The sequence below is a fragment of the Rhodopseudomonas sp. RCAM05734 genome (assembly GCF_052658035.1).
In genome coordinates this window covers 422,036-447,500 of sequence record NZ_CP199742.1, presented here as the reverse complement: position 1 = coordinate 447,500, position 25,465 = coordinate 422,036, and the positions used below count along the sequence as shown (strand labels likewise).

General features: G+C 60.9%; 25 protein-coding genes, 1 tRNA gene and 1 pseudogene (1 of these 27 only partly in view). 15 read left to right on the top strand and 12 right to left on the bottom strand.

The window, feature by feature from the left end:
* The 4 genes from ACUXVA_RS02310 to ACUXVA_RS02295 form a co-directional block, all read right to left on the bottom strand.
* Positions 1–745: the 5' portion of an alpha/beta fold hydrolase gene (locus ACUXVA_RS02310; RefSeq protein WP_445490651.1), read on the bottom strand. It extends 131 nt beyond the left edge of the window; the window shows 745 of its 876 coding nt (coding positions 1–745); its start codon is at positions 743–745; its stop codon lies off the left edge, out of view.
* On the bottom strand, positions 742–1,323 hold the full coding sequence (locus ACUXVA_RS02305; protein WP_265081760.1) for an amino acid synthesis family protein: 582 nt from the start codon (positions 1,321–1,323) through the stop codon (positions 742–744). The genes ACUXVA_RS02310 and ACUXVA_RS02305 overlap by 4 nt, the downstream gene beginning before the upstream one ends.
* A gap of 17 nt (positions 1,324–1,340) precedes the next feature.
* Positions 1,341–2,324, bottom strand: coding sequence for a Bug family tripartite tricarboxylate transporter substrate binding protein (locus ACUXVA_RS02300; RefSeq protein WP_445490649.1), 984 nt, complete (start codon positions 2,322–2,324; stop codon positions 1,341–1,343).
* Between the two features lie 317 nt (positions 2,325–2,641).
* Entirely contained in the window at positions 2,642–3,199 is a 558-nt protein-coding gene (locus ACUXVA_RS02295) for a cytochrome b (protein ID WP_445490647.1), read from the bottom strand.
* A gap of 340 nt (positions 3,200–3,539) precedes the next feature.
* Between ACUXVA_RS02295 and ACUXVA_RS02290 the strand changes: the two are divergent.
* The 4 genes and pseudogenes from ACUXVA_RS02290 to ACUXVA_RS02275 all read left to right on the top strand — a co-directional run.
* A pseudogene (locus tag ACUXVA_RS02290) lies at positions 3,540–3,662 on the top strand (GYF domain-containing protein); the annotation flags it as partial.
* A gap of 51 nt (positions 3,663–3,713) precedes the next feature.
* Positions 3,714–5,300: a hypothetical protein gene (locus tag ACUXVA_RS02285; RefSeq protein ID WP_445493393.1), complete on the top strand. Its 1,587-nt coding sequence runs from the start codon at positions 3,714–3,716 to the stop codon at positions 5,298–5,300.
* A gap of 247 nt (positions 5,301–5,547) precedes the next feature.
* The gene (locus tag ACUXVA_RS02280; RefSeq protein ID WP_265081763.1) at positions 5,548–6,390 is read left to right on the top strand and encodes a universal stress protein; all 843 of its coding nucleotides are present in this window, start codon (positions 5,548–5,550) and stop codon (positions 6,388–6,390) included.
* Positions 6,391–6,559: 169 nt separating this feature from the next.
* Complete coding sequence (locus ACUXVA_RS02275; RefSeq protein WP_265081764.1) at positions 6,560–7,183, top strand: hypothetical protein; 624 nt, start codon at positions 6,560–6,562, stop codon at positions 7,181–7,183.
* Between the two features lie 72 nt (positions 7,184–7,255).
* Here ACUXVA_RS02275 and ACUXVA_RS02270 read toward each other — a convergent pair whose 3' ends face one another.
* Positions 7,256–8,185, bottom strand: a complete 930-nt coding sequence (locus tag ACUXVA_RS02270; RefSeq protein WP_265082392.1) for a transposase — start codon at positions 8,183–8,185, stop codon at positions 7,256–7,258.
* A gap of 368 nt (positions 8,186–8,553) precedes the next feature.
* On the opposite strand from ACUXVA_RS02270, the gene ACUXVA_RS02265 reads away from it, so the two are divergent.
* The 4 genes from ACUXVA_RS02265 to ACUXVA_RS02250 all read left to right on the top strand — a co-directional run bounded on the left by ACUXVA_RS02265 (position 8,554) and on the right by ACUXVA_RS02250 (position 11,663).
* On the top strand, positions 8,554–8,829 hold the full coding sequence (locus ACUXVA_RS02265) for a hypothetical protein (RefSeq protein ID WP_265081765.1): 276 nt from the start codon (positions 8,554–8,556) through the stop codon (positions 8,827–8,829).
* Positions 8,830–9,100: 271 nt separating this feature from the next.
* Complete coding sequence (locus ACUXVA_RS02260; protein WP_445490644.1) at positions 9,101–10,651, top strand: peroxidase family protein; 1,551 nt, start codon at positions 9,101–9,103, stop codon at positions 10,649–10,651.
* Positions 10,652–10,807: 156 nt separating this feature from the next.
* Positions 10,808–11,023, top strand: a complete 216-nt coding sequence (locus tag ACUXVA_RS02255) for a hypothetical protein (protein ID WP_265081767.1) — start codon at positions 10,808–10,810, stop codon at positions 11,021–11,023.
* A gap of 97 nt (positions 11,024–11,120) precedes the next feature.
* Positions 11,121–11,663, top strand: a complete 543-nt coding sequence (locus ACUXVA_RS02250; RefSeq protein ID WP_265083547.1) for a methylated-DNA--[protein]-cysteine S-methyltransferase — start codon at positions 11,121–11,123, stop codon at positions 11,661–11,663.
* 15 nt (positions 11,664–11,678) lie between these two features.
* Here ACUXVA_RS02250 and ACUXVA_RS02245 read toward each other — a convergent pair whose 3' ends face one another.
* From ACUXVA_RS02245 to ACUXVA_RS02230, 4 genes are all read right to left on the bottom strand, one after another.
* Positions 11,679–12,557 carry an MBL fold metallo-hydrolase gene (locus ACUXVA_RS02245; RefSeq protein WP_445490642.1) on the bottom strand — a complete coding sequence of 293 codons (879 nt, stop codon included), beginning with the start codon at positions 12,555–12,557 and terminating at the stop codon, positions 11,679–11,681.
* Between the two features lie 15 nt (positions 12,558–12,572).
* Complete coding sequence (locus ACUXVA_RS02240; RefSeq protein ID WP_265081769.1) at positions 12,573–13,190, bottom strand: glutathione S-transferase family protein; 618 nt, start codon at positions 13,188–13,190, stop codon at positions 12,573–12,575.
* 173 nt (positions 13,191–13,363) lie between these two features.
* The gene (locus ACUXVA_RS02235; protein WP_265081770.1) at positions 13,364–14,206 is read right to left on the bottom strand and encodes a fumarylacetoacetate hydrolase family protein; all 843 of its coding nucleotides are present in this window, start codon (positions 14,204–14,206) and stop codon (positions 13,364–13,366) included.
* Between the two features lie 52 nt (positions 14,207–14,258).
* On the bottom strand, positions 14,259–15,125 hold the full coding sequence (locus ACUXVA_RS02230; RefSeq protein WP_265081771.1) for an MBL fold metallo-hydrolase: 867 nt from the start codon (positions 15,123–15,125) through the stop codon (positions 14,259–14,261).
* A gap of 121 nt (positions 15,126–15,246) precedes the next feature.
* Between ACUXVA_RS02230 and ACUXVA_RS02225 the strand changes: the two genes are divergently transcribed.
* A complete protein-coding gene (locus ACUXVA_RS02225) occupies positions 15,247–15,660 on the top strand; it encodes a DUF3775 domain-containing protein (protein ID WP_265081772.1) in 414 nt (137 codons plus the stop codon).
* Positions 15,661–15,831: 171 nt separating this feature from the next.
* On the opposite strand, the gene ACUXVA_RS02220 is transcribed toward ACUXVA_RS02225, so the two are convergent.
* On the bottom strand, positions 15,832–16,614 hold the full coding sequence (locus tag ACUXVA_RS02220) for an SDR family oxidoreductase (protein ID WP_265081773.1): 783 nt from the start codon (positions 16,612–16,614) through the stop codon (positions 15,832–15,834).
* A gap of 123 nt (positions 16,615–16,737) precedes the next feature.
* Positions 16,738–17,256 (bottom strand): CvpA family protein, encoded by a 519-nt coding sequence (locus tag ACUXVA_RS02215; RefSeq protein WP_265081774.1) that lies wholly within the window; start codon positions 17,254–17,256, stop codon positions 16,738–16,740.
* Between the two features lie 114 nt (positions 17,257–17,370).
* Between ACUXVA_RS02215 and ACUXVA_RS02210 the strand changes: the two genes are divergently transcribed.
* The 6 genes from ACUXVA_RS02210 to ACUXVA_RS02185 all read left to right on the top strand — a co-directional run bounded on the left by ACUXVA_RS02210 (position 17,371) and on the right by ACUXVA_RS02185 (position 23,926).
* Positions 17,371–18,132, top strand: coding sequence for an SDR family oxidoreductase (locus ACUXVA_RS02210; RefSeq protein WP_445490638.1), 762 nt, complete (start codon positions 17,371–17,373; stop codon positions 18,130–18,132).
* Positions 18,133–18,400: 268 nt separating this feature from the next.
* Positions 18,401–18,477 (top strand) — tRNA-Met (locus tag ACUXVA_RS02205).
* A 145-nt stretch (positions 18,478–18,622) separates the two neighbouring features.
* The gene (locus ACUXVA_RS02200; RefSeq protein ID WP_445490636.1) at positions 18,623–19,921 is read left to right on the top strand and encodes a tyrosine-type recombinase/integrase; all 1,299 of its coding nucleotides are present in this window, start codon (positions 18,623–18,625) and stop codon (positions 19,919–19,921) included.
* A gap of 251 nt (positions 19,922–20,172) precedes the next feature.
* Positions 20,173–20,610, top strand: coding sequence for a very short patch repair endonuclease (locus ACUXVA_RS02195; protein WP_445490634.1), 438 nt, complete (start codon positions 20,173–20,175; stop codon positions 20,608–20,610).
* Positions 20,610–23,000: an ATP-binding protein gene (locus ACUXVA_RS02190; RefSeq protein WP_445490632.1), complete on the top strand. Its 2,391-nt coding sequence runs from the start codon at positions 20,610–20,612 to the stop codon at positions 22,998–23,000. Before ACUXVA_RS02195 ends, ACUXVA_RS02190 begins: the two co-directional genes overlap by 1 nt.
* On the top strand, positions 22,997–23,926 hold the full coding sequence (locus tag ACUXVA_RS02185; protein WP_445490630.1) for a hypothetical protein: 930 nt from the start codon (positions 22,997–22,999) through the stop codon (positions 23,924–23,926). Before ACUXVA_RS02190 ends, ACUXVA_RS02185 begins: the two co-directional genes overlap by 4 nt.
* Here the strand turns inward: ACUXVA_RS02185 and ACUXVA_RS02180 are convergent.
* Positions 23,870–25,153 carry a DNA cytosine methyltransferase gene (locus ACUXVA_RS02180; protein WP_445490628.1) on the bottom strand — a complete coding sequence of 428 codons (1,284 nt, stop codon included), beginning with the start codon at positions 25,151–25,153 and terminating at the stop codon, positions 23,870–23,872. The genes ACUXVA_RS02185 and ACUXVA_RS02180 overlap by 57 nt on opposite strands.
* Between the last annotated feature and the right edge of the window lie 312 nt (positions 25,154–25,465).

Sequence of the window (25,465 nt, the reverse complement as noted above, 5' to 3'; positions counted from 1 at the left end):
CAAGCGTCTCACGCGACAGATAATCGGAATTGCCACCCCTCAGCAGCAATGTCGGGCACGACAGCGCCTTCACGCATGGCCACAGGTCGGGGTCGGGCCGCGTCGGGTTCAGGCGACAATTGGCAATACCGGCCTGATCGTGAATCCGGCTGACGCCCGCATCCGTCTGGCGCAGCGAATTGGCGACCCGCGATTCGATCGCACCCTCAGTGACGTTCGGCCGGATCGACCGCCAGAAGGCTTTCGCCGTCGGCCAGTCCAGGAATGCAGCGGGCGTGTTGCGCAGTTCCGCATTGATGCGGCTGGCGCCGGCGCTCCGCTGTGAAGCATTCGGGCCGCTGTCCTCGATGATCAGGCTTTGCAACCGCTTTGCATGGCGCTGCGAATAGACGTAGGCGATGATGCCGCCCAGCGAGTGCCCGAGCAGATGGAAGTGCGGCAATCCCAGCGCTTCGACGAAGTGTTCGAGATCGGCCACGTACTCGTCGATATAGTAGTTGCCGTCCGGATCCCAATCTGTCTGGCCTCTTCCGCGCAGATCGAGTGCGATCACATTGAATTTATCCGCCAGCGTCAAGGCAAGCGGCTCGAACGTGCGCGCGTAGCTGCGCAAACCGTGAAGGCAGATCACGATCGGCGCACCAGCCTGTCCCCACGAGACGTAGTGAAACCGCAGCCCTCTCAATTGAAGGAAGAAGTCTTGCCCGGATAATGCGGGCGCGCCGTCAGGGGACGTGTGATTCATGCTGCGCTCCTGAACTGCGTCGAGGCGGGGCCGCCCAACCGCGCCCGTAGGCGCCCGCGTGTCGCCAGCGCGATCGCAATCACGACTTCATCCGAATTGGGGCCGTCGGCAAAATGCGCGGTAATCGTGTCGTAGTGCGAGCGCACGTAGATTTCGTCCTTGTGCGCCAGCGGCAAATCGATGGTAGTGCCGGGACCGCCGCGCTTTCCGGTCGAAGGGATCCACGACTCACCGCCGCCCAGAGCCTCACGAATCGGGGTGGCGAAGATCGCGGTCAGGAACGCATTGCCGTGCTCATATTCGCCGGCAACGCCGACCACGCAGCCTTTTCCATAGCTTTCGATCGCGCGTCCGCCGGTCACCTCGAGGATGCGCCGACCGAACTCCACGCCGAGCGCTTCGGAGGCGACGACAACCGGTTGCAGGTCCTCGACGTAGCGTCCGGCGAACGGATTCTTGATGGTGGCAGAGATGACGTATTTGATCAGCGGTTCACCGTCGGTGACGTGATGCTCGTTGGCGAGTGTCTCCTCACAGAGAACAGCCCACCTGCGGATTTCGAAATTATGCGGTTTCATTCCGGTCGCCTCTACTTCTAGTTCAAGTCAATCTTGGTCTGCTTGATGACGTCCTGCATATGCGAGATCGACTCGTCCCAGAGAGCTTCGTCCTCCTTGAGTGTGGCGTCGCGCTTTTGCAGTCCCAGGTCCGGAAACCTTGCCTGAATGTCCGGCTCGGCTATGATTTTATGCAGCTCGGTATTCAGGAAGGCGACGACGTTGTCCGGAGTCTTCGCCGGAGCGAACATCGCGAACCAGCCGCCGTTCTCGAACCCTGAAATCCCTCGTTCCTTGAAGGTCGGCACGTCTGGAAGCGACCCGACGCGTTCGGTGCCTGTCACGGCCAATGCGCGGACCTGCTTGGCATCGACATAGGTGCTGATCGCCGCCGCCGTCAGAAAGACACTGTCGATCGTGCCGCCCAACAGGTCGGTGATGGCTGCCGTCGATCCCTTGTAGGGAACATGCAGCAGTTTCATTCCCTGTTTGGCGGCCAGCAACGCTCCCATGAGATGCGCGGACGATCCCGCGCCGAATGTGCCGAAGGTCAGTCCGCCCGGCTGCTTGGCGTTGATGAACTGATCGAGATTGCCATATTGCGACTTCTCGCTGACCGCCAGAACCAGCGGCGTGACGGCGAGGATTGAGATCATCGCGAAGTTGTTTCGCGTTGCTTCCAGAGCGCGCTTTTCGGGAGACAGCAGCGGTGCGATGACGTGGGTGGAGTTACTTCCGAACATCACGGTGGAGCCGTCCGGCGTCGCACGTTCGACGAACTGACTGGCAATCACGCCGTTGGCGCCGGGTCTGTTATCGACGATGACGGTCTGCTGAAGCGCCGTTTCGAGCTTTCGTGCGACCAGCCGGGCCAGAATATCGGTGCCGCCCCCCGCAGCAAACGGAACAACGAGGGTTATCGCCTTTTTCGGGAGAGGCGAAGGTGTTGCCGATTGGGCGTTCACGGCTGGCGTCAACACCAGAAACAACAACGAAATCAGGCCGCCGACCAGGAATTGCATGTGCGCTGCTCTCACCAGGGGGATATCCGATTATTGTCGGACAATATTGTCAGACAATAATCGGGCGCCGATTGGCGTGTCAATCCACTTGAGATTGGACCGCCCCGCCCCCGAGCCGCTGGCTGACTGCGGATGCGTTGCGGGTGAGCGGACGCGCGTCGGCCGCTCGCGGCCGTACGTGGGGAAGCTGCCAGCGAGATATTCCGGTTGCCGCGCGCGAAGCGTCGCCATCGCGCGCCTATGACATGGGCGATGGATCGTCCGGCGCAATCGAAGGGTCTACAAGCGACGCGTCCGCCCTAGGAGCGGCACACCCTTCACATCATGCGCGGCAGGACGTCGGTGCGCCGGTCCTTGTCGAAAAAGCGGTGCTTCAGCGCACCGACCACATGCAAGGCGATCAGGGCCAGCAGGCTGTAGGCGAGCGTCTTGTGCAGGAACTGAAACACCCTGAACCGATCGTCATTCTTCGGCAGCAGTTCAGGGAGGTGAATGCCGAAAAAGGGTACACCGGAGCTCTGCGTGTAGGAGCTGGACATCGCATAGCCCATCAAGGGGACGATGAGCAGCAAAGCATACATCGCGAGGTGTACGGCATGCGACAGCGCCTTCTCGTGGGCGGGAAGCGGAGCGGGTGCAGGCAAGCGCGATTGTCCGCGGAGGGCGAGCTGCGTCAGAACGATCAGGAATGCCAGCACGCCGAAGGATTTGTGCAAGGGATAGAGAAAATCGTACTTCGACGTCACGTCGTCGTTCAGCGTGGTCATGGTCCAGCCGGCGGCGATGAGGCCGATGATCAGCACGGCTCGCACCCAATGCAGAATCCGCAGCGTTGCCGGATATTTTTCTATCGTCGGTTGAACGTCGTCAATCATGCTGTGTATTCCTTGCTCGGACAGGCAACATGCACGCCGAACAATACGCACCCTACCAATCCGCGCTGTGCGGTTGCTTAGCGTCGATTGTTAGGCGGCGCCAACCGCTTCAATTGGCGTAACGGATACGGAAGCTCCCGTTTGAATCGGTGCGAGCTGCGTCCATCCGACCTGACCTGCCCCCGAACTTTCATCCAGTTGCAACTAGAGCCTTGGCGGATGTCCGATGTCCAATCTGCTTGTGGCTGGAAAAGCCGACGCAGTTGCGACACATTCTACCGCTGATATTTCATTCCCGCGGCATCAAGGGTGACCAGGTTTGACGGCAGGTGAATGGTTCGTGGAAGATGGCGGCGCGCGCAAGGGGCCGCTGTCTCACGCCGAAGTTGTCGATCTCATCGCCCACTCCACGGATCGCGGTGCGGTCCGGGTCCGAGCGCCCGGACAGGATGACTGGCAGCCCGCGGACGAATTGTTCGACCTGCCCGCTTCGGAACCCACTGCGGATCCGTCCGTGACCGCCGTTCCGGCACCGCCGCTCGCTGCCCGATCCGGCAACGTCGTCGCGCGCTACTGGCGCGGCGAGTATTCGCTCGGACGGACGTTCTGGGCGTTCGGCCTCGCCGGCACGGTCACGCTCGGTGTCCTCATCAATCTCCTCGCTCAGGTGGCCGGCACCGATCGCGCCTATGATCCGCGCGCCATCTTCGGCGGCCTGTTCGGCGTCTGGCTGCTGATCGTGGTCTTCACCATCGGGCACGCGACGGCGGTGTGGCGCTCCGCCAATCGGTATGTCGTCCAGCGTCGTGCGCAGGGCCGGCGCGCCGGCTGGGGGCTGCTCGCGAAACTCGCCATTCTCCCCGGCGTCGCGCTGACCGTCGCGGGAATCGCCACCATCGGCGCGCCGCAACTCTACGAGGTCTCGCGCATGGCCTTCATGGGGGATCCCGATATCGCCGGCTATACGATCCGCGTGATGCGCAACGGCACCGAAGCCGAGATCAGCGGCGGCATCAAATACGGTCTCACCGACGATCTCCGCAAAGTCCTCGGTGCGTCGCCACACATCGGTGTGATCCATCTGAACAGCCTCGGCGGGCGGATCGGCGAAGCCATCAAGCTCAATCGCCTGATCGACCGCCGAGGCCTCGACACCTATGTGGCTGCAAGCTGCTATTCCGCGTGTACGCTGATCTTCGCCGCCGGCAAGAACCGGATCCTGCGACAGGGCGCCGCCCTTGGCTTCCATGCTCCCAGTTTTCCCGGGCTGAGCCGGCAGAACGTCGCCAGTGCGACGGCCGATCAGAAGCTGCTGTTTGCCGCGGCCGGCTTCGAAGGCCGGTTTGTCGAGCATGCGCTGTCCATTCCCAACGACCGGTTGTGGAAACCGTCGGTAGCCGCGCTCGCCAAGGCGCGGGTCATCACGCGGGTATCGGACGGCGAGGATTTCGCCAGTTCGGGCCTCGGTGCCGATGTCAGCAAGGAGCAGATCGGCGCCATATTGACGCGCGGTCTGCCCTATCTCGATGCGCTCAAGTCCCGCTTCCCCGCCGACTATGAAGGGCTCGTGGGCGGCTACTATGCGAACTATCTCGACGGCGATAGCGAAGCCGTCTCAAATGCGGCGATGCGCAGCAGGCTTCTGTCAATCATCTCGCGATTGCGTTTGCTGGCTGACGATGCCGTTCTGGTCGATCTCGGACGACTCTACGCCGACGAATACGCCGCCCTTGGCGGCAAGGATCCCACCCTTTGCTATCAATATGCGTCGGGAAGCGGCAGCAAGACCAGCTTCGCCGATGACCTGCCGGCGGCCTTTGCCGGTCAGCAAAACGATATCGATCGCCGCGCTGTCGAAACCGCAGCGAAACGTGACGATGCTTTGCCGGCCGAGCTTGCCAAATCCTGGAATGCTCTGGGCAAGCGCATCGCGGCCCAGGGGATCGGCGACGATCAGGTGAAACTCCTGAACAGCGACAAGGTTGCGCCTGCTCAGCATGCTGAATATTGCCGCGTCCAGACGATCTTCTATCGCGAGATCGCGACCATGCCCGAAAAGGAAGCGGCGCTGCTGATGCGCGCCGTCCTGCAGGATAGGTAGGTGGTGATGGATCGACGGCCTCTCCCCCGTCGTTGCGAGGAAGCGATGAGTCGCGCGTGACCATCACGCGGGCGGCCTCGCCGGGTGCGTCACTCTCGCCCACTGGGCATGGCGATCGTCGTGCTTACATCAATAGGCTCGCGACGCCCGTCGTCCCGACGAATCGCGCCGGCGCAATGCCTGCGGACAGGCAAGACGCGGCCGGACAACCGGTCGAGACGCGCCCGAATTTGAACGGATAGGCAGCATGGCCCTCAAGTCCCTGATCGTCTTCGTCGATCCCTCGCCTGCGGGCGAAGCGCGGACGCGCTACGCCGTCGCATTGGCCGTCAAGCACGAGGCGCATCTGATCGGCGTCTTCATCGCAACGGCGGCATGGAAGCGAAATCCCGCCGACGCCTACGTCAAGGGACCCGTCGCCGTCCGCGAAATGGTCGAGCGTCACAATCTCGAGGAAGCCACGGCGTCTGCCGCCGCCGCCCGCAACTTCGAGGCTGCAGCGCACCGCGAGCGGCTCAGTTGCGAATTCCGGATGATCGAGGAAAGCCGCGCCGACGAACTGGTGCGCCTGCACTCCCTCCATGCCGACCTTGTCATCGTCGGTCATCCCTCGCCGGATGCATCGCCTGCGCTGGCGTCGCCGGACGCGCTGCTGATGGCGACGGGTGTGCCGTTCCTGATCGTTCCCGACGCATGGAATACCGATGCCGTTGCGACCAACGCAGTGTTTGCATGGAACGCCAGCCGCGAGGCGCGACGGGCGATCAGCGACGCGCTGCCGCTGCTGAAGGCTGCGCGATCGGTCGCGGTGCTGGTGATCGATCCGCACAAGAACGCCGCGCATGGCGAGCAGCCGGGAGCCGATGTTGCGCATTATCTCAGTCGGCACGGCGTGGTGGTGCGTGTCGAAGAGCGGCAGTCTGATGGCCGGACTGTAGCCGACGCCATTCGACACTTTGCGGCGGAAGACGGTTCGGATCTGATCGTGCTAGGCGCTTTCAGCCATGCCAGAACAAGGGAATTCATCTTCGGCGGCGTCACCCGCTCGCTGCTCAAGACCATCACGGTTCCGACCCTGATCGCCCATTGAACGCCATGGTGATTCATCCCGGTCCGGGTGCCGCGGTCGTCTGCCCGGGATGACGTGAATTCTGCCCGCGCGCCGAAATCATTCAGCCACGATTCGGCTGCAGCATTCCATCCTCGCACGCGGGCCTGACGGCCCCCGCTCAGATCGCGTCATTGCCGAGGAGATTGCCATGCGTTCCTTCGTTCGTCCTGTCGTTGCCGTGCTCGCGACCGGCAGCCTTGCGATCTCCTTCGCTGCGATGTCGGCCATCGGCAGCGGCTCGGTGCAGGCGCAGTCCGCGAAACAGGCGCCTGCTGCCAAGCAGGCTGCGCCCGCCCCGGCGGCGGCACCGGCGCCGGAGATGCCCGCGCCGAAGCAGATCGCGCTGACCGACAAGCAGATCGAATCCGTGCTGGCCGCGCAGAAGGATCTCGACGCCGTCACCGCGAAACTGCCCGAGCAGGCTTCGGCCAATCCGGATCCCAAGGTGATCACGCAGCTCGACGGCGTGGTGAAGAAATACGGCTTTGCGGACTATGCCGACTACAATGTCGTGATCGAGAATATCAGCCTGGTGCTGGCTGGCTTCGATCCCAAGACCAAGGCCTATGTCGGGCCGGACGCCGTGATCAAGAGCCAGATCGTCGCGGTGCAGGCCGACAAGAAAATGCCGGAAAAAGACAAGAAGGAAGCGCTGGCAGACCTGAACGGGGCGCTGAAGTCGCCGCCGCCGGCGATCGAGAACAAGGCCAACATCGACCTGGTCGGCAAGTACTACGACAAGCTGTTCGCCGCCATGCAGGAAGACGAATAGTCCTTCCCGTGTCCCGGACGCGATACGGCACCATGTGCCGCTTCGCAGATCCGGCAACTGTAATTTTCGTGATCAAGCGTGAAAGGGCGCTTGATCACGAAGCACCGCCTTGAGGGTGACGAGCAGCTTGCGAGCGACGGCGATCAGGGCGATTTTGGCGGGTTTGCCCGCGTCTCTCAGGGCACGATAGGCTGCTGCGAACCGGGATTTGGTTCGAGTGACGGAGACGGCCGCCATGTAGAGGGCTTCGCGGACCCGGCGCCTGCCGCCGTGGATCTTGCGGGCACCGCGGAACTTGCCGCTATCGACATTGAAGGGCGCCAGTCCAGCCAAAGCGGCGATGGCCTTTGGCGAGCGGGAGCCGAGTTCCGGCATCAGTGCCAACAGCGTGGCGGCGCAAACCGGGCCGATGCCCGGCACCGAGCGCATCAGGCGTTGTGCGGCGTGCAGGCCCTGCTGCCCGGCAATCAGGGTGGCGATCCGCCGATCGATGCGCTGGATAGCCTGATCGAGCCAGGCGATATGCTGCATCAGCTCGTCCAGCAGGTCGGCGCCGGTTGCGGCAAGGCGGGTGCGCTCCTGCTTGCGGCAGGCGACGAGCTGATCGCGGCGCTTGTGCAGGTCGGCAAGCTGCTCCCGCGCCGGGTCGGTGGTGCCGTCGGCGCCGGGCCGCAGGCATTGGGCCATCGCCGCCAGCATCCGCGCGTCGATTGCGTCGGTCTTGGCGAGCAAGCCGATGGAGCGGGCGAAATCCCGGGCGCGGGCGGGGTTGACCCGCGCGAAAGCGATGCCGGCCGCGCTCAAGGCCCGGCGCAGCGCCTTGTCGTAGTGGCCGGTGGCCTCGAACAGCACGAATACATCGCTGCCGGCCCACCCCGCGATCAAGGCGTTGACCGCCTCGGGGAGGTTGTCGATGCGGCGCACCGTGCCGATGTTGCTGTCGAAGACGTCAAGAAAGTCCTTGGAGATATCGATTCCAACGAAGCCAGGATGTATGATCATGATGCCTGTCCCTGTGCTGCGAGGTCCGCGGCGAACGGCCTCGATCAACTGTTCAGGTGTGGGTAATGTAGCGCGGGCGGGTGCCAAGCCGGATCACGGTCTTCATGACCAGGGGCCCAACGGCATCCCGCCCGCACCCATCATGACAGATCCCGACTACACAGGGACCCATGTTCTTCCACGGAATGGGCCCCTGCGGCGCACTACGCTGCTCTGCGGCGTATTGCTCCGCGGCCCGGGCCCCCGGGCGCCGCCGCGGTATTCCGCGGCCTGCGCCGCATATCTCCGCAATCTCCCGGTTACGTCCGGTAAACCATTCTCAACCCTCTGCGTTATAGATTTACCGGGTAACGAGAATCGGAGATACCGTGGACACCATCGTGCATCTCAAGCCGCGCCCTCCCGCAGCCACGCTGGTCGCTTGGCAGTTCATCGGCCAGCCACTGCCTGAATGGCCGAGCTGGGTGCAGTCGAGCTGCTCCCTGCAGCGCGACAGCGACGGCAAGCTCGAATTGCGTCACGAGCGGCGCAGCGGCGTGCAGATCGTCTATCTCGGCGAATGGATGGTCCGCGATCTCGATGGCGGTGTGTGCTATTATACCGACGCGGAACTCCGGCTGACCTACGAGACCGCCCGTCGCTAGCATTGACGTCCTGCTTCCCTGAACATAGCTGCGCGATTGTCGCCAGCCGGGTCGCCTCGCGCCACATGCGCGCGATCGCGGCGCCCTGATGCGTTCCGCAAAATCACAATTTCCGCGGTCCGGATTTTTGTTTGAACGTTTCCAGCTCTCGCTCAGACCCCTCCAAACGTGAACATTCATTTCCCGGCGTCGTGTTGCGGCGCTGCTGATTACCGTCGGAGTCCATCACCTCAATCTTCCTCGATTTGAATCTCATTCAGGGAGTGCAACAATGGCTACAGACGTGAACGTTCAACCCGGCCATGGCAAAGCCGGCCGCCACCCGACCCGCGCATTTCTCGATTCGCTGTCGGGCAACGATGATCCCGGCATGTTCGGGCGCATGTTTCCCAGCCTGCCGCCGCTGGCGGTCGACGACGCCGCGCTACAGGAACTCGCCGACGCGATGCGCGACGCCAATCCTGACGACGCCGCCGGCAACAATACCAAGGTGCCGTCGGGCTTCACCTATCTCGGCCAGTTCGTCGATCATGATATCACGCTGGATCTCACCTCGTTCGGCGACAAGGAGGCCGATCCCAATGCGGTGGAGAACTTCCGCACCCCGGCGCTCGATCTCGACAATGTCTACGGCCTCGGACCCGACGGCAGTCGCCAGCTGTATGCGCGCAATCCCGGCGATGCCGACGGCAAGAATCCCGGCCCGAAACTTCTGATCGGCAAGAACATCAACGTCGCTCTCGGCGGTATCACCGGCGAGCATCGCAACGACCTGCCGCGCAGCCCGGAGGGTTTTGCGCTGATCGGGGATCACCGCAACGACGAGAACCTGCTGGTCGCCCAGACTCATCTTGCGATGCTCAAGTTCCACAACAAGGTCTGCGACCTCCTGGTGTCCCAGGGCAAACCGCTCAACACCATCTTCACCGAGGCGCGCCAGATCGTGACCTGGCACTATCAATGGATGGTGCTGCATGATTTCGTCGAACGCATCACCGAGAAGGGCATCGTCGCCAAGATCCTCGAGCAGGGCCGCCGCTTCTATCGCTTCAAGAAGACGCCGTTCATGCCGGTCGAATTCTCGGCAGCGGCCTATCGGCTCGGCCACAGCATGGTGCGCGAGGTCTACAGCCACAACCGCATCTTCACGCCCGGCGGCGTGGCGCCGGCCTCGCTGCAGTTGCTGTTCTCCTTCACCGGCCTGTCAGGCGGTATCATCGGCGAGCTCGCGCCGAACCCGCCGACCGCACCGACGCCGGTCTCTGCCTTGCCCAGCAACTGGATCATCGACTGGCGCCGCTTCCACGAGGTGCTGGGCTCCAATCCGGCCGGCGTGCCGCTCAACCCGTCGCGCAGGCTCGATCCGTTCGTGGTGCCGGCGCTGCACACGCTTCCCGGCGGCGGCGGCAGCCTGCCGTTCCGCAATCTCAAGCGCGGCGTATTGTTGGGTCTGCCGTCCGGGCAGGACATCGCCAAGGCGATGAAGATCAAGAATCCGCTCACTGCGGCCGAGATCGCCAAGGGACCTGACGGTGCTGTCGCCAAGAAGCACGGCCTGCACGAGCAGACGCCGCTGTGGTACTACATTCTAAAGGAGGCCGAGCAGCGCGGCAATGGCGAGAAGCTCGGGCCGGTCGGCGCGACGCTGGTGGCCGAGGTGTTCGTCGGCCTCGTCCATGGCGACCATCAGTCCTATCTGTGGCTGAAGGGCAAGAGCTGGAAGCCGACCCTGCCGTCGAAGACGCCGGGCGACTTCACTATGGCCGATCTGCTGCGCTTCGTCGGCGACATCAGCCCGATCGACAACATCTCGACGGTCTAGGTCCGGGCGCAATACGCTCCTGATGTGCCGCAGCGCCGTTTCCCTCGGGGAGGCGGCGCTGCCGCCGGTTCGGATGGGGGCTTTCGGATTTGGGCTTGGCGCAGTCTGCTTTGTTGTCTAAGCCCACGTCATCTTTCACCGACCCGCGAGACCGACATGCCCAGCAATTCCAAGCCGAAGGACCGGCCCGCCCTCCCGCTGAAGGGCTACAGCCTGCTGGATTACCAGCCAGATCCCAACGTGGTCGGCATCGCCTTCGATACCGAGCAGGGCCCCTTCATGTTCGTCGCGACCAGGGAGATCCTTGCAGCACTCGGCGCGGCCTTTACCCAGAAGGCCTCCGAAATGCCGTCGCAGAACCCGGCCAGCTAGAACGGGCGCGAACCGACCTGCCGTCCCGGGAATCGGGTTGGAGGCGGTGCTGGAATCCCATAGATTGACGGTCCAGTGCTCCACGCAGGCCGTCGCCATGCCCGATGCCCAGTTCACCCTGTTCGACACTGCCATCGGCCGTTGCGGCGTCGTCTGGGCGCATCGCGGCATCGCCGCCGTGCAACTGCCGCAGCCCGATGACGCGCAAACCCTGGTTCGCCTCCGGCAGCGCTATCCCGATATCGCCGAGGCGGCACCGCCCGTCGCGGTGCAGGCGGCCATCGATGGCATGGTCACGCTGCTGGCCGGCAAGGCCACCGACCTGACCGCGGTTGCGCTGGATCTCGATGAGGTCCCCGCCTTCAATCGCAATGTCTACAAGATCGCGCGAACCATCCCGCCCGGCCGGACGCTGACCTATGGCGACATCGCCAAGAAGCTCGGCGGCGTCGAATTGTCGCGCGAGGTCGGCCAGGCGCTGGGACAGAATCCGTGCCCCATCGTGGTGCCGTGCCACCGGGTGCTCGCCGCCGGCGACAAGCCCGGCGGATTTTCCGCCAATGGCGGGGTGGTGACCAAGCTGAAGCTGCTGGCCATCGAGGGCGCCTACGTCAATTACACGCCGTCGCTGTTCGACTGACCTGCCGCAACTTCGTCACGGGTTTGCCGCAACGGCGTCGCAAGAGAATCCGCTGCCTCTGCGACGGATTTTTCCGACCGACGGCGACGGAAAATGCGCCGTGCAGCACAGCGTCTCGGTATCGCAATAACGCTCGAGGAAATTGCGTCGCGTCGCCGCCGACAGCGCCTGATCGACATCGAACTTCACCGACATCTCCGGATAGCGCGTCTGGATCGGCGAATGCATCAGGTCGCCGCTGACCACCGCGTCATCACGGCCGCGACCGAAGACGACGGCGACATGGCCCGGCGTGTGACCGGGCGTCAGCATCAGCCGCACATGGTCGCCGATCTCATGATCGTCGGCCACGATATCGGCGCGATCCGCTTCCACCACCGGCAACACGCTGTCGGCGAACGGCGCCACGGGCGTTGTTGCGTTCTGTGCGGTCCAGTGATCGAACTCGGTCTTGCCGAACACGTAGCGCGCATTGGGAAACGTCGGCACCCAGCGGCCATCGAGCAGGCGGGTGTTCCAGCCGACGTGGTCGACATGCAGGTGCGTGCACATCACCACGTCGATGTCCTCGACACCAAGTCCCGCAGCGGCGAGCGCACGCATGTAGGTGTCGTCGGACTTCATGTTCCACGTCGGTCGCGGCCGCGGCTTGTCGTTGCCGATGCGGCTGTCGACCAGGATGGTGTGGTGCGGTGTTCGCACCACGTAGGACTGGAAACACAGCATTAGCACGTCCTGCGCATCGAGTGCACCGATCGCACGCATCCACGCCCGGTTCTCGTCCAGTACCTCCGGCGTCAGGCCAGGCAGTAGCTCCAGCGCCGGCAGGAAGGTGGTCTCCTGCTCGATGATGCGGTGAATGGTGATGTCGCCGAGATCGAAGCGGAGGGCCATACCGGAGTCTCCCGTTTACGCGGCCGGCGGCAGCGACACGCTGACCGACGGCCGCTGCAGCATCTTCTGATGGAAGGCATCGAGCTTCGGATAGGCCTTGCGCCAGCCGCAATCCGGAAAGCGGAAATCTGCATAGCCGAGCACGCAGACAAGGCCGATCTGCACGATGTCGAACGGTCCGTCGAGCACGTCGGGCTTGCCCTCGAACCGTGCCATGCCCTGCCAGGCGCGATTCCAGTGATCGTCGGACCACGCCTGCCACTGCAGGCCCTGCGGCCGCACCATCTTTTCGTAGCGGCACAGCAGCATCGAATCGAGCATGCCCTGCAGGATCGAATGATTGCTCTTCACCTGCCATCGCGTCGGGCCGGACGCCGGGATCAGCCTGCCGCCGCCAGCCAGTTCGTCGAGATATTCGACGATGACATAGGAATCGACGATGACATCGCCATTGTCGAGGATTAGCGCCGGCAACTTCTTCACCGGGTTGATGTCATGCATGTACTGGTCGTTGGCTTCGCCGGGCACGACTTTTGCCGTGACGAATTCGATCTGGTCGATCAGTCCGAGTTCGATGGCACTGATGCGAACCTTGCGCGCAAATGGCGACGCCGGCGAGTAGGTGAGTTTCATGGAAGTATCCTTCGATTTCAACAGTTGATGTCGTCATCCTGAGGCGCTCGTCGTGGCGACGCATCGCGTCGCGACGACGAGCCTCGAAGGATGCATGTTCAGCGCACGCCACCATCCATCGAGGCGCGCGCAAGGGGCGCGCGCTCCTCAGGATGACGGGAGTGCAGAACCCCCTAAGCCGCAACGACCTTCTGCTTCTGCTCGCCCAGCCCTTCGATGCCAAGCGTCATGACGTCGCCGACATTGAGGAACTGCGGCGGCTTCATGCCCATGCCGACGCCGGGCGGGGTACCGGTGGTGATGATATCGCCCGGGAGCAACGTCATGACCTCGGAGAGATACGACACGATCTTCGGCACGTTGAAGATCATGGTCGCCGTCGAGCCGGTCTGGCAGCGCTTGCCGTTGACGTCGAGCCACATGCCGAGCTTGTGAACGTCGCCGACCTCGTCCTTGGTGACCATCCACGGACCCAGCGGTCCGAAGGTGTCGTGCGACTTGCCCTTGGTCCACTGGCCGCCGCGCTCGATCTGGAAGAAGCGCTCGGACACGTCGTTGCAGACGGCATAGCCGGCGACGTAGTTCAGCGCGTCGGCTTCGGTGACGTATTTCGCCTTGGTGCCGATGATGATGGCCAGTTCGACTTCCCAGTCGAGCTTGGTGGAGCCGCGCGGTTTCTCGACGTCGTCGTTGGGACCGCACAGGCTGTTGTTGGCCTTGATGAAGACGATCGGCTCGCTCGGAATCGCCATACCGGCTTCCTTGGCGTGGTCCACATAGTTCAGGCCGATGGCGATGAACTTCGGCAGGCCGCCGATCGGCGATCCCATCCGTGGCGATCCATCGACCGCCGGCAGCGACGCCGGGTCGAGCGCGGCGATCCTGGCAAGGCTGGCGGGCGACAGTGCCTCGCCGCTGAAATCCGTCACATGGGCAGACAGGTCGCGCAGCTTGCCGGCCTTGTCGATCAGTCCCGGCTTTTCCTGGCCTGCAGCGCCGTATCTTACGAGTTTCATGGTTTCTCTCCCGGTTACTATTGATCTCTCATGGAACAGTGTGCGGCGGATTTCAACCGCTTACGCGGGTGGCTTCGGAGAAGGCGTCCAGCCTGAAGCCGTCGCCATCGCGTTTGAGGAAGCCGGCGTCAAAGTGGCCGCCGATCACCAGCGTCGGGGTGTCGGCGAAGCGCGTGAAAAGAGTGCGCCGGGTGGCCGCGGCGGCGAGCGGATCGCTGTCGACGGTTGACGACCAATCGAGATGCGCCATCTGGATGGGATGATGCGCGACATCGCCGGTGAGCAGGGCCTCCTCGCCCTCCGACCGGATATGGACGCTCATATGACCGGGACTGTGGCCCGGCGTCGGAATGAGGGTGATCTCATCGGATAATTGCCGGTCGCTGGCGACAAGATCGGCGCGGCCGGCATCGACGATAGGCTGCACGGAATCGTTGAATTCCGGCACATCCTCGTTCGCATTACAGGCCTTCCAGTGAGCATATTCGCGCTCGCCGAACACATAGCGTGCATTGGAAAAGGTCGGCACCCATTTTCCGTCGAGGAGCCGGGTGTTCCAGCCGACATGGTCCACATGCAGATGGGTGCAGAGCACCATGTCGATGCTGTCAGGCGGAAAGCCCGCCGCAGTCATGTCGTTCAGGAACGTGGTTTGCAGATTGTTCCAGATCGCCACCTTACGGCCCTGCTTGTCGTTGCCGAGGCAGGTGTCGACCACGATGCGTTGCGAAGGGGTTTCCAGCACCAGCGACTGCACCGCCATCTTCAGGCGGCCTTCGTCATTGGCGAAGTGCGGGATCAGCCAGGGCCGCGCCCTGACCTCATCCGGGCCGGCCTGCGGCAGGATGAAGCGGGTGCCGCCCGTGGTCTCCATCTCGGCGATCTTGGTGATCTTGACCTTGCCCACCGTCCATTGCATTCCGTGCGCTTTCCCTGCGTCTTGGTCTTGTTCGGAAAGATGCTGGTTTTAGATCAATGACGCAATGGATCATCCTAGATGACACTGCGTTTATAACCCAGCGCAACCCGAGGAGCTCGCGATGCCCGAATTGAACGTTTCCACCGAACAGGTCGGCTTTCTGATCGAGAAAGCGCGGGAGTTCGACGTCAAGGCAGGTGCCTCCGATCCCGATTCCGGCTCCAACGGCGCCGATGACAACATGATCGACGTCCTCGACGATGGCGGTGGCGACCCGGTGGTGAAGGAGATCACGAGCTTCATCAACGCCATGAGCGAAGACGAGCAGATCGATCTGGTCGCCCTGATGCGGCTCGGCCGCGGCGACGGCACCATCGAGGAGTGGGACGATCTGCGCCGCGAAGCAGCGGACGGCGCCAACGGGCGTACCGCCAGCTATCTGCTCGGCGAGCCCCTGCTCAGCGACTTTCTTGCCGAAGGGCTGAGTGCGTTCGGCGAAACCTGGACCGACGAGCGCACCACGCCGGTAAGTTGAAAGGCTGACAATCGGCCATGGACAAAACTGTCGTCGCCCGGCTTGACCGGGCGATGCAGTGAACGACAGCTGAAGCGACCATCGCCGACACCTGCGAATACTGGGTCACCCGGTCCTGGCGCGCAATTGCGCGCAGGCCGGGTGACGACAGCAGTCGCGAGACGGCGAATTTTACATGGTGCCGGGGAAGGCGCCGCCGTCGAGCAGGATGTTCTGGCCGGTGATGAAGCCGGCCTTGGCGCCGCACAGGAAGGCGCAGGCGAGGCCGAATTCCTCGGGGTCGCCGAAGCGGCCGGCCGGATTTTCATTGGCTCGCTTCTTCAGGATCTCTTCGGCCGTGATACCGGCGACCTTGGCCTGACCGGCGGCGACGCCGGCCATGCGGTCGGTGGCGAACGGGCCGGGCAGCAAGCCGTTGATTGTGACGTTGTTGCGTACGGTCTTGCGCGACAGGCCGGCGACAAAGCCGGTGAGGCCGCTGCGGGCGCCGTTGGACAGCCCGAGCACGTCGATCGGCGCCTTCACGGCGGCCGAGGTGATGTTGACGATGCGGCCGAATTTTCGCTCCATCATGCCGTCCACCGTCGCCTTGATCAGCTCGATCGGCGTCAGCATGTTGGCGTCGATGGCCTTGATCCAGTCGTCGCGGGTCCAGTCACGGAAATCGCCGGGCGGCGGGCCGCCGGCATTGTTCACGAGAATATCGATCTGGCCCGCGGCTTTCAGCGCCTGCGCGCGGCCCTCGATCGTGGTGATGTCGCCGACCACTTCCGTGACCTCGACGTCCGGATAGCTCTTGCGGATGTCGGCTGCCGTTGCAGCCAGCACGTCGGCGTGGCGTGCAGTGATCGTCACATGCACGCCTTCCGCGGCGAGCGCGATGGCGCAGGCGCGCCCCAGGCCCTTGCTCGATGCACAGACCAGCGCGCGACGGCCCCTAATTCCAAGATCCACGTTGATACTCCGGTGTTGGTTCGTTCGATGGCGGGCGTTATAGCCGGTCCACCCGGGTCTGATAAGAGCGGCGGGCCGTCGGCCGTGCATGGCCGATCATCGCGGGGATCGGGTGCGCAACGCCTATGGGCGATATTCGCGCTTCCACTTGGCGATGGTCGCGGTCACGTCGGGCGGCAGGGTTTTGAAGCCCTTTTGGCCCAACATCGACAAGACTGGCCGAATTCGCGATCCTGCCAGATAGGGTGGCTGAACGGCAGCAGGGACCATCTGGTCGAAGATCAGCACCAGCGTCACCGCGATCATCACCACGCGGATCGCGCCCAGCGCAGCGCCGGCCAGGCGGTCACCGAGGCCGATATGCTGCCCGAAAGTGTCATCGACGGCCATCCGCAGCAGCGATCCCATGACGATACCGCTGACCAGAAAGATGCCAAAGAGGATGAGCGAATTCTGCGACGCCGAGACCGTGGCGTTGCTGCTGCCGATCTGAGGTCCGATCAGCGACATCACCCAGACGGCGATGGGCATGGCGATCAGGTAGCCGAGAATGGTTGCGGCACTACGCAGCAGGCCGGCGCGATAGCCGATGACCGTCACAATCAGCAAGGCGACTATGAAGACGCCATCGAAACTGTTCATGGGCGCGCCTGCTGGCTCGGTTATTTCGCTGCGCAGAATTCCGTTGTGGCGCGGACGTTTGCTGCTGTCGCGTTGCCCTGTATCTGTAGGCAAAGCATTAGAGGGAAACAGCTCATGTCCGGCATATTCGACGTCAGTAAAGAAATTGTCCTTATCACCGGCGCCTCGCAGGGACTGGGCCGGCAATTTGCCCGGGTTCTGTCCGCCCACGGCGCCGCCGTGGTGCTGGCGGCGCGCCAGACTGCCAAGCTGAAGAGCCTCGAAGACGAGATCCGCGGCAAGGGCGGCCGCGCCGTAGCGGTGCAGATGGATGTCACCGACCTCTCGTCGATCACGGCGGCCATCGATGATGCCGAAAGGCAGCTCGGGCCGGTCAGCGCGCTGATCAACAATGCCGGCATCGCCGTGGAAAAGCCTGCGGTCGACCAAACCGAGGCCGACTGGGATGCGGTGATCGGCGCCAATCTCAAGGGCGCCTATTTCACCGCCACCGAAATCGCCCGCCGTATGATCGCCCGCCAGCAGGAGGGGAACATCGTCAACATCGCCTCGGTGCTCGGGCTCGGTGTGATGAAATTCCTGTCGCCCTACACCATCTCCAAGGCCGGCATCATCCAGGCCACCAAATCCATGGCGCTGGAGCTGGCCGGCAACCGGATTCGCGTCAACGCGCTGGCGCCTGGTTACATCGACACCGAGATGAATCACGATTTCTGGGCGACACCGCCGGGCGAAAAGCTGACCCGGCGAATCCCGCAGCGCCGGATCGGCACCGAATCCGACCTAGACGGCGCCATCCTGCTGCTGGCCTCCGGCGCGTCGCGCTACATGACCGGCAGCGTGATCACCGTCGATGGCGGGTTTCTGCTGAATTGAGCCAGAAATCGCGGGTTTGGCTCGGTTTTCGGCTGCTGGAACCCGTATACGGCGGGGCGCGGCGTCGCAAAAATCCATCTGTCATAAAAACGAGAAAAGATCGTCTTAGCCCTTCCCAAACCGGCTACGCATTGGTACATACCCCTCGCACCGTGGGCTTTGGCCCCGGCAGCCTTCTCAGGAAGCCTCCGGACGGGATCATCGGCGCCTTCAGGCGTTCGCCGAATTCGTTTCGTTCTCGGTTTTTTGGAAGACGTGCAAGGTTTGGCGCGGGGTGGAGCAGCCCGGTAGCTCGTCAGGCTCATAACCTGAAGGTCATAGGTTCAAATCCTATCCCCGCAACCAAACTTCTTAAAAGAAATCAAATGGTTGGACGAGAGTCTGACCCTTTCTTTTTGCCCAAAATCCTCAAAAACGACCTAGCACAGTGCTAGCACGAAATTCGACTATCCGGTTCCCTTGAGGTATTATGCGCTTCAGGAGGTGCGAGATGGCTCGGCATGAACTGCTTGGTGGTCTTATTCAGGTGTACCGGCGAGAGGGCCGGTACTGGCACTGTTCCGCCTCGGTCGGGGGCCGCCAGCATCGCGTCGCCACCGGCGAAGAGGACCTGACCCTCGCCAAGCAATTCGCGGAAGACTGGTTCATCGAGCTGCGCGGGAAATCGCGGGCCGGGCTGCTGGTCAATGAGAAGACCTTCAAGCAGGCCGCCGACCAGTTCCTGAAAGAATACGAAGTCATCACCGAGGGTCAACGCAGCAAGCGCTGGGTGCAAGGCTACGAGATCAAGCTGCGCCTGCACCTGTTGCCGTTCTTCGGCGCCATGGGCCTGTCGACCATCACGCCGGGCAAGGTCCAGGAATACCGGGTGCACAGGATCGCCACCTCAAAGGCGCGCAAGGCTCCGACCGACGATCCCGATGCGGCTCCCCCCAAGCCTCCCGCGCGCAGCACCATCCACGATGAGATCGTGGCGCTGCGGCAGGTGATGAAGACAGCCATCCGGCATGAATGGCTGGCGCATCTGCCGGACTTCTCCCCACCTTATAAGACCTCGGGGAAGGTGGTGCACCGGCCGTGGTTCAGTCCCGAGGAATACAAGCAGCTCTATGAAGCCACCCGTGCGCACGCGAAGGCCAGCGAGATCCATCACCGTTGGAGCGCCGAGCAACTGCATGATTATGTCCTGTTCCTGGCCAACACCGGGTTGCGGCCGGATGAGGCCAAGAACCTCCAGCATCGCGACGTGACTATTGTTGAGGACGAGCGCAGTGGTGACCGCATCCTGGAGATCGAGGTGCGGGGGAAGCGGGGCGTGGGGTATTGCAAGAGCATGCCTAGCGCGGTGCGGCCTTACGAACGGCTGATGGCGCGTCCAAAATACGTAAAGCAGGGCAAGGCGCGTGTGAGGGCGAAGTTACCGCCTTCGACCGAGCCGCCGCTGCCCAAGCCGACCGACCATGTCTTTCCGGGCAACCACATCAAGATGTTCAATGCCCTGCTTGATAAGAGCGAACTGAAGCTGGACCGCGATGGCAACCGCCGGACTGCGTACAGCCTGCGGCATACCTACATCTGCATGCGGTTGATGGAAGGTGCTGATATTTATCAGATTGCCAAGAATTGCCGGACCTCGGTCGAGATGATCGAGAAGTTCTATGCGGCGCACATCAAGAACCGGCTGGATGCTTCCGCCATCAATGTGCGTCGGCCCAAGCCCGCTTCTCGCAGGCAGCTTAGTGAGGTCTATCAGGAGCCGGTTGATCCTGAGGCGCAGGACTTCCTATAATCCATATAAAGAAGCCGAAATCGGTGATGGAGGCTCTTTTCTTGAAGGGCCGAGGGGCCCTTTCTTTTACGAACCGGAAGCGGTTCGCCTTTGGCGCGCAGGCGCTATCTTAAGTCTGATTAATCGCTGTGCGAGTCGTCTCCATATTGGTTGCAGACATATGCCGCACTCGGATACGTTGTTGTGGGCGAAACTAAGCACGCAAGTGTAAGGATTCGCAGGGAAAGATACGAAGCAAAAGCTAGGCCTAAATGGACACTTTAACTGTCAAGCAGCGTAGCGAGCGAATGGCGCGTATCAAGGGCAAGGATACAAAGCCCGAGCTTGCTGTCCGGAAGGCACTGTTTGGCCGTGGCTATAGGTTTAGGCTCCATCGCAAGGACCTGCCTGGCAAGCCCGACTTAGTGTTCGCCGGGCGGCGGAAAGTCGTCTTCGTGCACGGCTGCTTTTGGCATGCCCATGAAAACTGCAAGGTGGCTAACCTGCCAAAAAGCCGTACTGAATTTTGGCAGGCTAAGTTCTTCCGGAACCGGGAACGTGACAAAGCCAATGAAGCTGCCCTGCGAAGTGCAGGGTGGGATGTCTTGACCCTCTGGGAGTGCGAGGCTCGCGACCAAGAAAATATGTTGGATCGCTTGGCATCGTACCTTGGTCCCTCTTCCAGGAAAACAAACGGAAGTGCCGCCTGATGGCTAGCGAAACATTGACGCAGAAGGCGAAGAAGGCAGCCGCAAAGCTCCTGCATTTCGACGTCAGTACCGGCCTCAAGCGGGTGCTGGGTAGCGAACTCATTACCAACGACGAAGTGGCCATCTTTGAGCTGGTGAAGAACTCCTTCGATGCCAGGGCAAATACCGTCTACATCTACTTCGGATCAAATAACGTAATCATCGCTGACAACGGCGTAGGCATGTCCTACGAGGACTTGACTGAGAAATGGCTGTTTGTCGCTTATTCTTCGAAGCGGGAGCAGGGCGCTCCGTCGAAGGATTTCCGCACGATCGTTGCTGATCGACAGCACTACGCTGGTAGTAAAGGAATAGGACGCTTCTCTTCAGACCGGCTTGGCGGAGAGGTCGTGCTTCAGACTCGGCCGAAAGCAAAGAAGAGCGGAACCATCCATAGGCTCAACATCGACTGGAATAGGTTTGAGCGTGACGATAAGGAACACTTCGAAAAAGTGCCGGTCACGTACACCGAGACCGATAGCTTCGAGTTACCCAAGGAGCTTGGAAAATTTGAAGATAAGCTCACCCACGGCACGATAATTGAAATACGGAAACTGCGGCATAAGTGGTCTCGCCAAACCCTCTTGGCTCTTAAAGCTTCTCTGGCCAAGCTCATTAATCCGTTCGGTGATAGCACGGATCGATTCAACATCCAGATCATAGCTCCTGATGAGGCCGACGAGGATAAGCAGGTCCGGGCTAAAGCTTCTAAGGCAGGTGAGGATGTGCTCTCCGGTGCTATAGTCAACGGTGGCGTGGGTAATTTTATTTTCTCGGCATTGCAGGAGAAGACAACCTTCATCACCGTTGCAATAGAAGATGGGAAAATAACAACCTCCCTGACTGATCGTGGTGAGATCGTCTATAGGATCAGAGAGCCCAATCCCTACAAAAGCCTTGAAGGCTCAAACTTCAGATGTGAACTGTACTACCTAAACACGTCGGCCAAGCAGACGTTCGCCCGGCGCGTAGGCTTGCCGTCGGTGCAATTCGGGTCTGTGTTCCTTTTCCGGAACGGATTCAGGGTCTACCCGGTTGGTGAGGTTTCAGATGATTGGTTTGGTTTCGATAGACGAAAGCAGCAGGGCTTTGCGCGTTTCCTAGGAACGCGCGAAATCATTGGGCGCATCGACGTTTATGGATCAGACGAGGACTTCCAGGAAGCATCTAGTCGTAACCAAGGGCTCATCTTGACGCCTGCAGCCAGGCAACTTCGAGAGGCAGTCATGAAGCACTGCCTAATGCGCTTGGAGAAATACGTCGTTCCCGTCTCATGGGCTGATGCGGCAGACGCTAACTCGGATGATTTGTCGCGATTGCTGACGGATCCCGGACGTGCCCGCGTCTCTACGGCCGTTGCCAATCTGGTCGACAACGACGAAATCGAACTGATCGAATATAGCAAGACGCTAGTTGGCCTCTTGAACGAGCGGTCGAACGAGTTTGAAGCCTCCCTGGTAAGCCTTAAGGCCATCGCTGAGAAATCAAACGACAAGGCGCTTCTTGGGAAGTTGGAGAAAGCTGAGAAGCGATTCGACGAGCTCAAGAAATCCGAGGCTGAGGCAAGAAGGATTGCCGACCAAGAGCGTGCAGCGTCGGAAGCAGCCCAGGAGCGTGCCGAAAAAGCGGAAGCTTCAGCAGAAATCGATAGACGGCGTGCCCAATTCTTGGAGTCAGCCGTAAACATCGATGCCTCGACAATCTTGAACCTACATCATCAGGTTACGATTTATGCAGTCGATATAGCCCAGCAGATCGAGAATTTCCTCGCCGCGACACAGGGACAGAAGACTGTTTCGAGGGAATCTGTCCTGCAAGCGCTGGAGCAGATGGCCTTCCTCAACCGCAAGGTCTTGGCTGTAACCCGCTTCGCTTCGAGGGCTAACTTCCAATTGGACTCTGAAAAAATTGAAGGCGACATAGCTACATTCGTAACTGAGTATATCGAGAACATTGCACGGGTATCAGGAAGTGCACGCATGAAGATCCTGGTGGAGAACGAACATCCAGGTTTAAAAATGCGGTTCAATCCCATTGATGTCTCCATCATTGTAGACAACCTCGTCAGTAACGCGCGGCGGGCAAAGGCCGGTAGGATTACGTTTGCTCTTTCACAGCTAGATAAATCGGGGCTCCAAATTGACGTTCATAACACGGGTGGTGGGTTTGCTCGGGGTGTTGATCCCGCCCGGATTTTTGACATGGGTTATACTACGACCAAGGGCTCAGGCTTAGGATTGTACCACGTCAAGCAGGTGCTTGGTGAAATGGGCGGAACGATTGAGCTAAACGAATCAGGGAAGGGGGCATCCTTCACAATTAAGATTGCCCCTGGGAGGAAGGGCAAGTGAGACTAGATTTCAACGTTCTGTGGGTTGATGACCAGCCCAAGGCGATCCAGTCCCAAATCACGAAGATTGCAGGTGAAATGAAGGAGCATGGCTTTCAGTTCAACCCAAAGCTCTGTCATTCGATGGTGGAGCTACAGCAATTTCTCGCCGGTGACGTTTTTATCGACGAGGTGGACATGGTCCTCGTGGATTGGGACCTTGGCGCGGACGTTAAGGGGCCGGAAGCTATCGAAGCCATCCGAGAAAAGATCATGTACAAGGACGTAGTGTTTTACTCTGCACACACAGCGCCCGATAAACTCCGGGAGTTGGTCTATGAAAATGACCTTGAAGGAGTCTACTGCACGACGCGCGACGACCTAGTCGAGGAAGTAGTCGGGGTGTTTGAGTCCCTGGTCAAAAAGGTTTTAGACCTCGACCATACGCGTGGCATCGTCATGGGTGCTACAAGCGACATCGACCACATGGTCAATGAGTGCCTCGTATCGATTCATGGTTCAATGGATGAAGCTGGCAAAAAGGCATTCGTCGCTTCTGCGATTGCTGCAGTGGATAAAAAGTTGGTCCAGCTCAATAAGCAGGCCGAAAAGCTTAGGGCGGAAACGAACATAGCGGCTTTCTCGGCTGCACACATGCTTTTTACATCAATAGAAAGGCTGCGACTGCTGAGCGCAGCACTCAAGGAAGGTGGCTCACACGCAAACGCCGGAGCGCATGCGGGAGTGAAGAGGTATATCGACGAGGTCGTCCCTGATAGGAACGAGTTGGGCCACGTCGTCCTTGTCCCGGAAGGGAAGCCAACCCTCGTCGTGAACGCAGAAGGCAAGCAGGTTAGCTTGGAGGAGATGCGAGTGCTCCGCACGGTGATCCTAGACGTGCGCTCGGAATTCCGGACTCTGCTTGGGATCCTTAAGCCGCAGGCTTGATGCCGCTCGCTTAGGCTTGGGGGCTAGAATTTCCTGCAGTAATTCTCCGATGGCGCGAGCTAGGAGCGGGGGCACCGCGTTTGCCACTTGGGTGAAGCGCGGGACTTCTATCCTCCTAAGGTAGCCGCCAGTCGTATACTTTCCCTTGAAGCAGAACCAATCCGGGAAACTTTGCAGGCGAGCGTTCTCACGAACCGTTAGCGTCCTCGGCTCGCTGTAATGGATCAAGTCGTCTGGAAGGCTTGTAATCGTCGGCGATGGTTTGTCGGGGTCAAGTACCCGCAATGCCCTTTTCTTAAGTCCGAACCGTGCCCTAACGTCCTCCGAAAGGGTCGTATTCAATCGGCCTTCCGCGTGGCTCAGCTCGATAATTTCCTTGAACCTCGCTGCGATAGGGTCGGAATGGCGCGCAAGGCGGAGATCTGTCATGGCAGAGTGTCCACCGTGCATAGCTTTTTGGTATGTCGTAAGCGGAGCCCGGTATCTTGTCTCCTGAAAACCTTGGGTGTCGGTCGAGTCCTTGGTCCCGTTCCTTGCAATCTCGAGATCGGAAATAGCGGCGCGGGAAGATACCGGTGCTGCGATGCCGAGAGAGCGCAAGAAGGAAGGCAGTCTCGCTTTAAGCGTCTCAAAGGGTCTATCGATGACCGTGTCCTTGGCTATTGCAAGCAGTACGTAACGTACGCGCCGCTGTGGCACGCCAAATTGTGAAAGGTCGAGCATAGCCTCGTGGATTTGATAGTCAGCAGAGAGAGCCTTACGAAGCTTCGCGGAGTAATTGTCTCCGTTTTCGAAGTCCATCGTGAAGCCGCGCACGTTCTCAATGACCACAGCGCGAGGTTTTATGCTGTTGACCAGCTTCAGGTATGAGGCGAAGAGCTGGTTTCGCGGGTCGTCGTGCTTCCGGCGCCCAGCGCTAGAAAATCCTTGGCAGGGCGGTCCGCCAACAAGGACGTCAACCTTGCCATGTAAATCCCGAAGCTGGGCTGCGTGTCCCGTCAGAAGCTTGTTGATGCCAATCGGCTCCTTAGCCAACCATTTTGGCCAGGCAAATTTATACCGAGAATCCTTTCCCAGGAGGTTGGCCTTAAGCGTCTCGAAGGCGAATTGGTCATGTTCGATCGCGAAAAGCCCTTTGCATCCCGCTTGCATGAGGCCCAGCGATAGGCCGCCGCACCCTGCAAAGGCGTCGATGAAAGTGAGTGGCTTGACCGGTGTCTTTTTCATTTCTTGAATCACTATGACCGGCGGGAGCCTGACCCGCCAGGCGAAAGTGTTTAGACAACGTTTATGGCCGACCGACTATAGCGGCGAAGCCACAGCATTGTGGCATACGTTCGTCACCAAAGCGTATCTTGCCTAGGCCCCATCCAGATTTCCTCTGCGAGCGACAATGGCGGAAAGGTGAGCAAAAGCGCTTCTTTCGCGCCTGATGTGCCATCGGATGTGATGGTGCAGCTTGAGAATCCTGCCAACGTCATAGGCAGCCAGACGGCCTTTGCCTGTCTGCCCCGCTTCAGCCCACAGAACGGGGCTTAA

Excerpts from the sequence above, each read along its gene's own strand:
- ACUXVA_RS02305 (WP_265081760.1), bottom strand. The coding sequence starts at position 1,323 with ATGAAACCGCATAATTTCGAAATCCGCAGGTGGGCTGTTCTCTGTGAG.
- ACUXVA_RS02300 (WP_445490649.1), bottom strand. The coding sequence starts at position 2,324 with ATGCAATTCCTGGTCGGCGGCCTGATTTCGTTGTTGTTTCTGGTGTTG.
- ACUXVA_RS02295 (WP_445490647.1), bottom strand. The coding sequence starts at position 3,199 with ATGATTGACGACGTTCAACCGACGATAGAAAAATATCCGGCAACGCTG.
- ACUXVA_RS02280 (WP_265081763.1), top strand. The coding sequence starts at position 5,548 with ATGGCCCTCAAGTCCCTGATCGTCTTCGTCGATCCCTCGCCTGCGGGC.
- ACUXVA_RS02275 (WP_265081764.1), top strand. The coding sequence starts at position 6,560 with ATGCGTTCCTTCGTTCGTCCTGTCGTTGCCGTGCTCGCGACCGGCAGC.
- ACUXVA_RS02270 (WP_265082392.1), bottom strand. The coding sequence starts at position 8,185 with ATGATCATACATCCTGGCTTCGTTGGAATCGATATCTCCAAGGACTTT.
- ACUXVA_RS02260 (WP_445490644.1), top strand. The coding sequence starts at position 9,101 with ATGGCTACAGACGTGAACGTTCAACCCGGCCATGGCAAAGCCGGCCGC.
- ACUXVA_RS02255 (WP_265081767.1), top strand. The coding sequence starts at position 10,808 with ATGCCCAGCAATTCCAAGCCGAAGGACCGGCCCGCCCTCCCGCTGAAG.
- ACUXVA_RS02250 (WP_265083547.1), top strand. The coding sequence starts at position 11,121 with ATGCCCGATGCCCAGTTCACCCTGTTCGACACTGCCATCGGCCGTTGC.
- ACUXVA_RS02245 (WP_445490642.1), bottom strand. The coding sequence starts at position 12,557 with ATGGCCCTCCGCTTCGATCTCGGCGACATCACCATTCACCGCATCATC.
- ACUXVA_RS02240 (WP_265081769.1), bottom strand. The coding sequence starts at position 13,190 with ATGAAACTCACCTACTCGCCGGCGTCGCCATTTGCGCGCAAGGTTCGC.
- ACUXVA_RS02235 (WP_265081770.1), bottom strand. The coding sequence starts at position 14,206 with ATGAAACTCGTAAGATACGGCGCTGCAGGCCAGGAAAAGCCGGGACTG.
- ACUXVA_RS02230 (WP_265081771.1), bottom strand. The coding sequence starts at position 15,125 with ATGCAATGGACGGTGGGCAAGGTCAAGATCACCAAGATCGCCGAGATG.
- ACUXVA_RS02225 (WP_265081772.1), top strand. The coding sequence starts at position 15,247 with ATGCCCGAATTGAACGTTTCCACCGAACAGGTCGGCTTTCTGATCGAG.
- ACUXVA_RS02215 (WP_265081774.1), bottom strand. The coding sequence starts at position 17,256 with ATGAACAGTTTCGATGGCGTCTTCATAGTCGCCTTGCTGATTGTGACG.
- ACUXVA_RS02210 (WP_445490638.1), top strand. The coding sequence starts at position 17,371 with ATGTCCGGCATATTCGACGTCAGTAAAGAAATTGTCCTTATCACCGGC.
- ACUXVA_RS02200 (WP_445490636.1), top strand. The coding sequence starts at position 18,623 with ATGGCTCGGCATGAACTGCTTGGTGGTCTTATTCAGGTGTACCGGCGA.
- ACUXVA_RS02195 (WP_445490634.1), top strand. The coding sequence starts at position 20,173 with ATGGACACTTTAACTGTCAAGCAGCGTAGCGAGCGAATGGCGCGTATC.
- ACUXVA_RS02190 (WP_445490632.1), top strand. The coding sequence starts at position 20,610 with ATGGCTAGCGAAACATTGACGCAGAAGGCGAAGAAGGCAGCCGCAAAG.
- ACUXVA_RS02180 (WP_445490628.1), bottom strand. The coding sequence starts at position 25,153 with ATGAAAAAGACACCGGTCAAGCCACTCACTTTCATCGACGCCTTTGCA.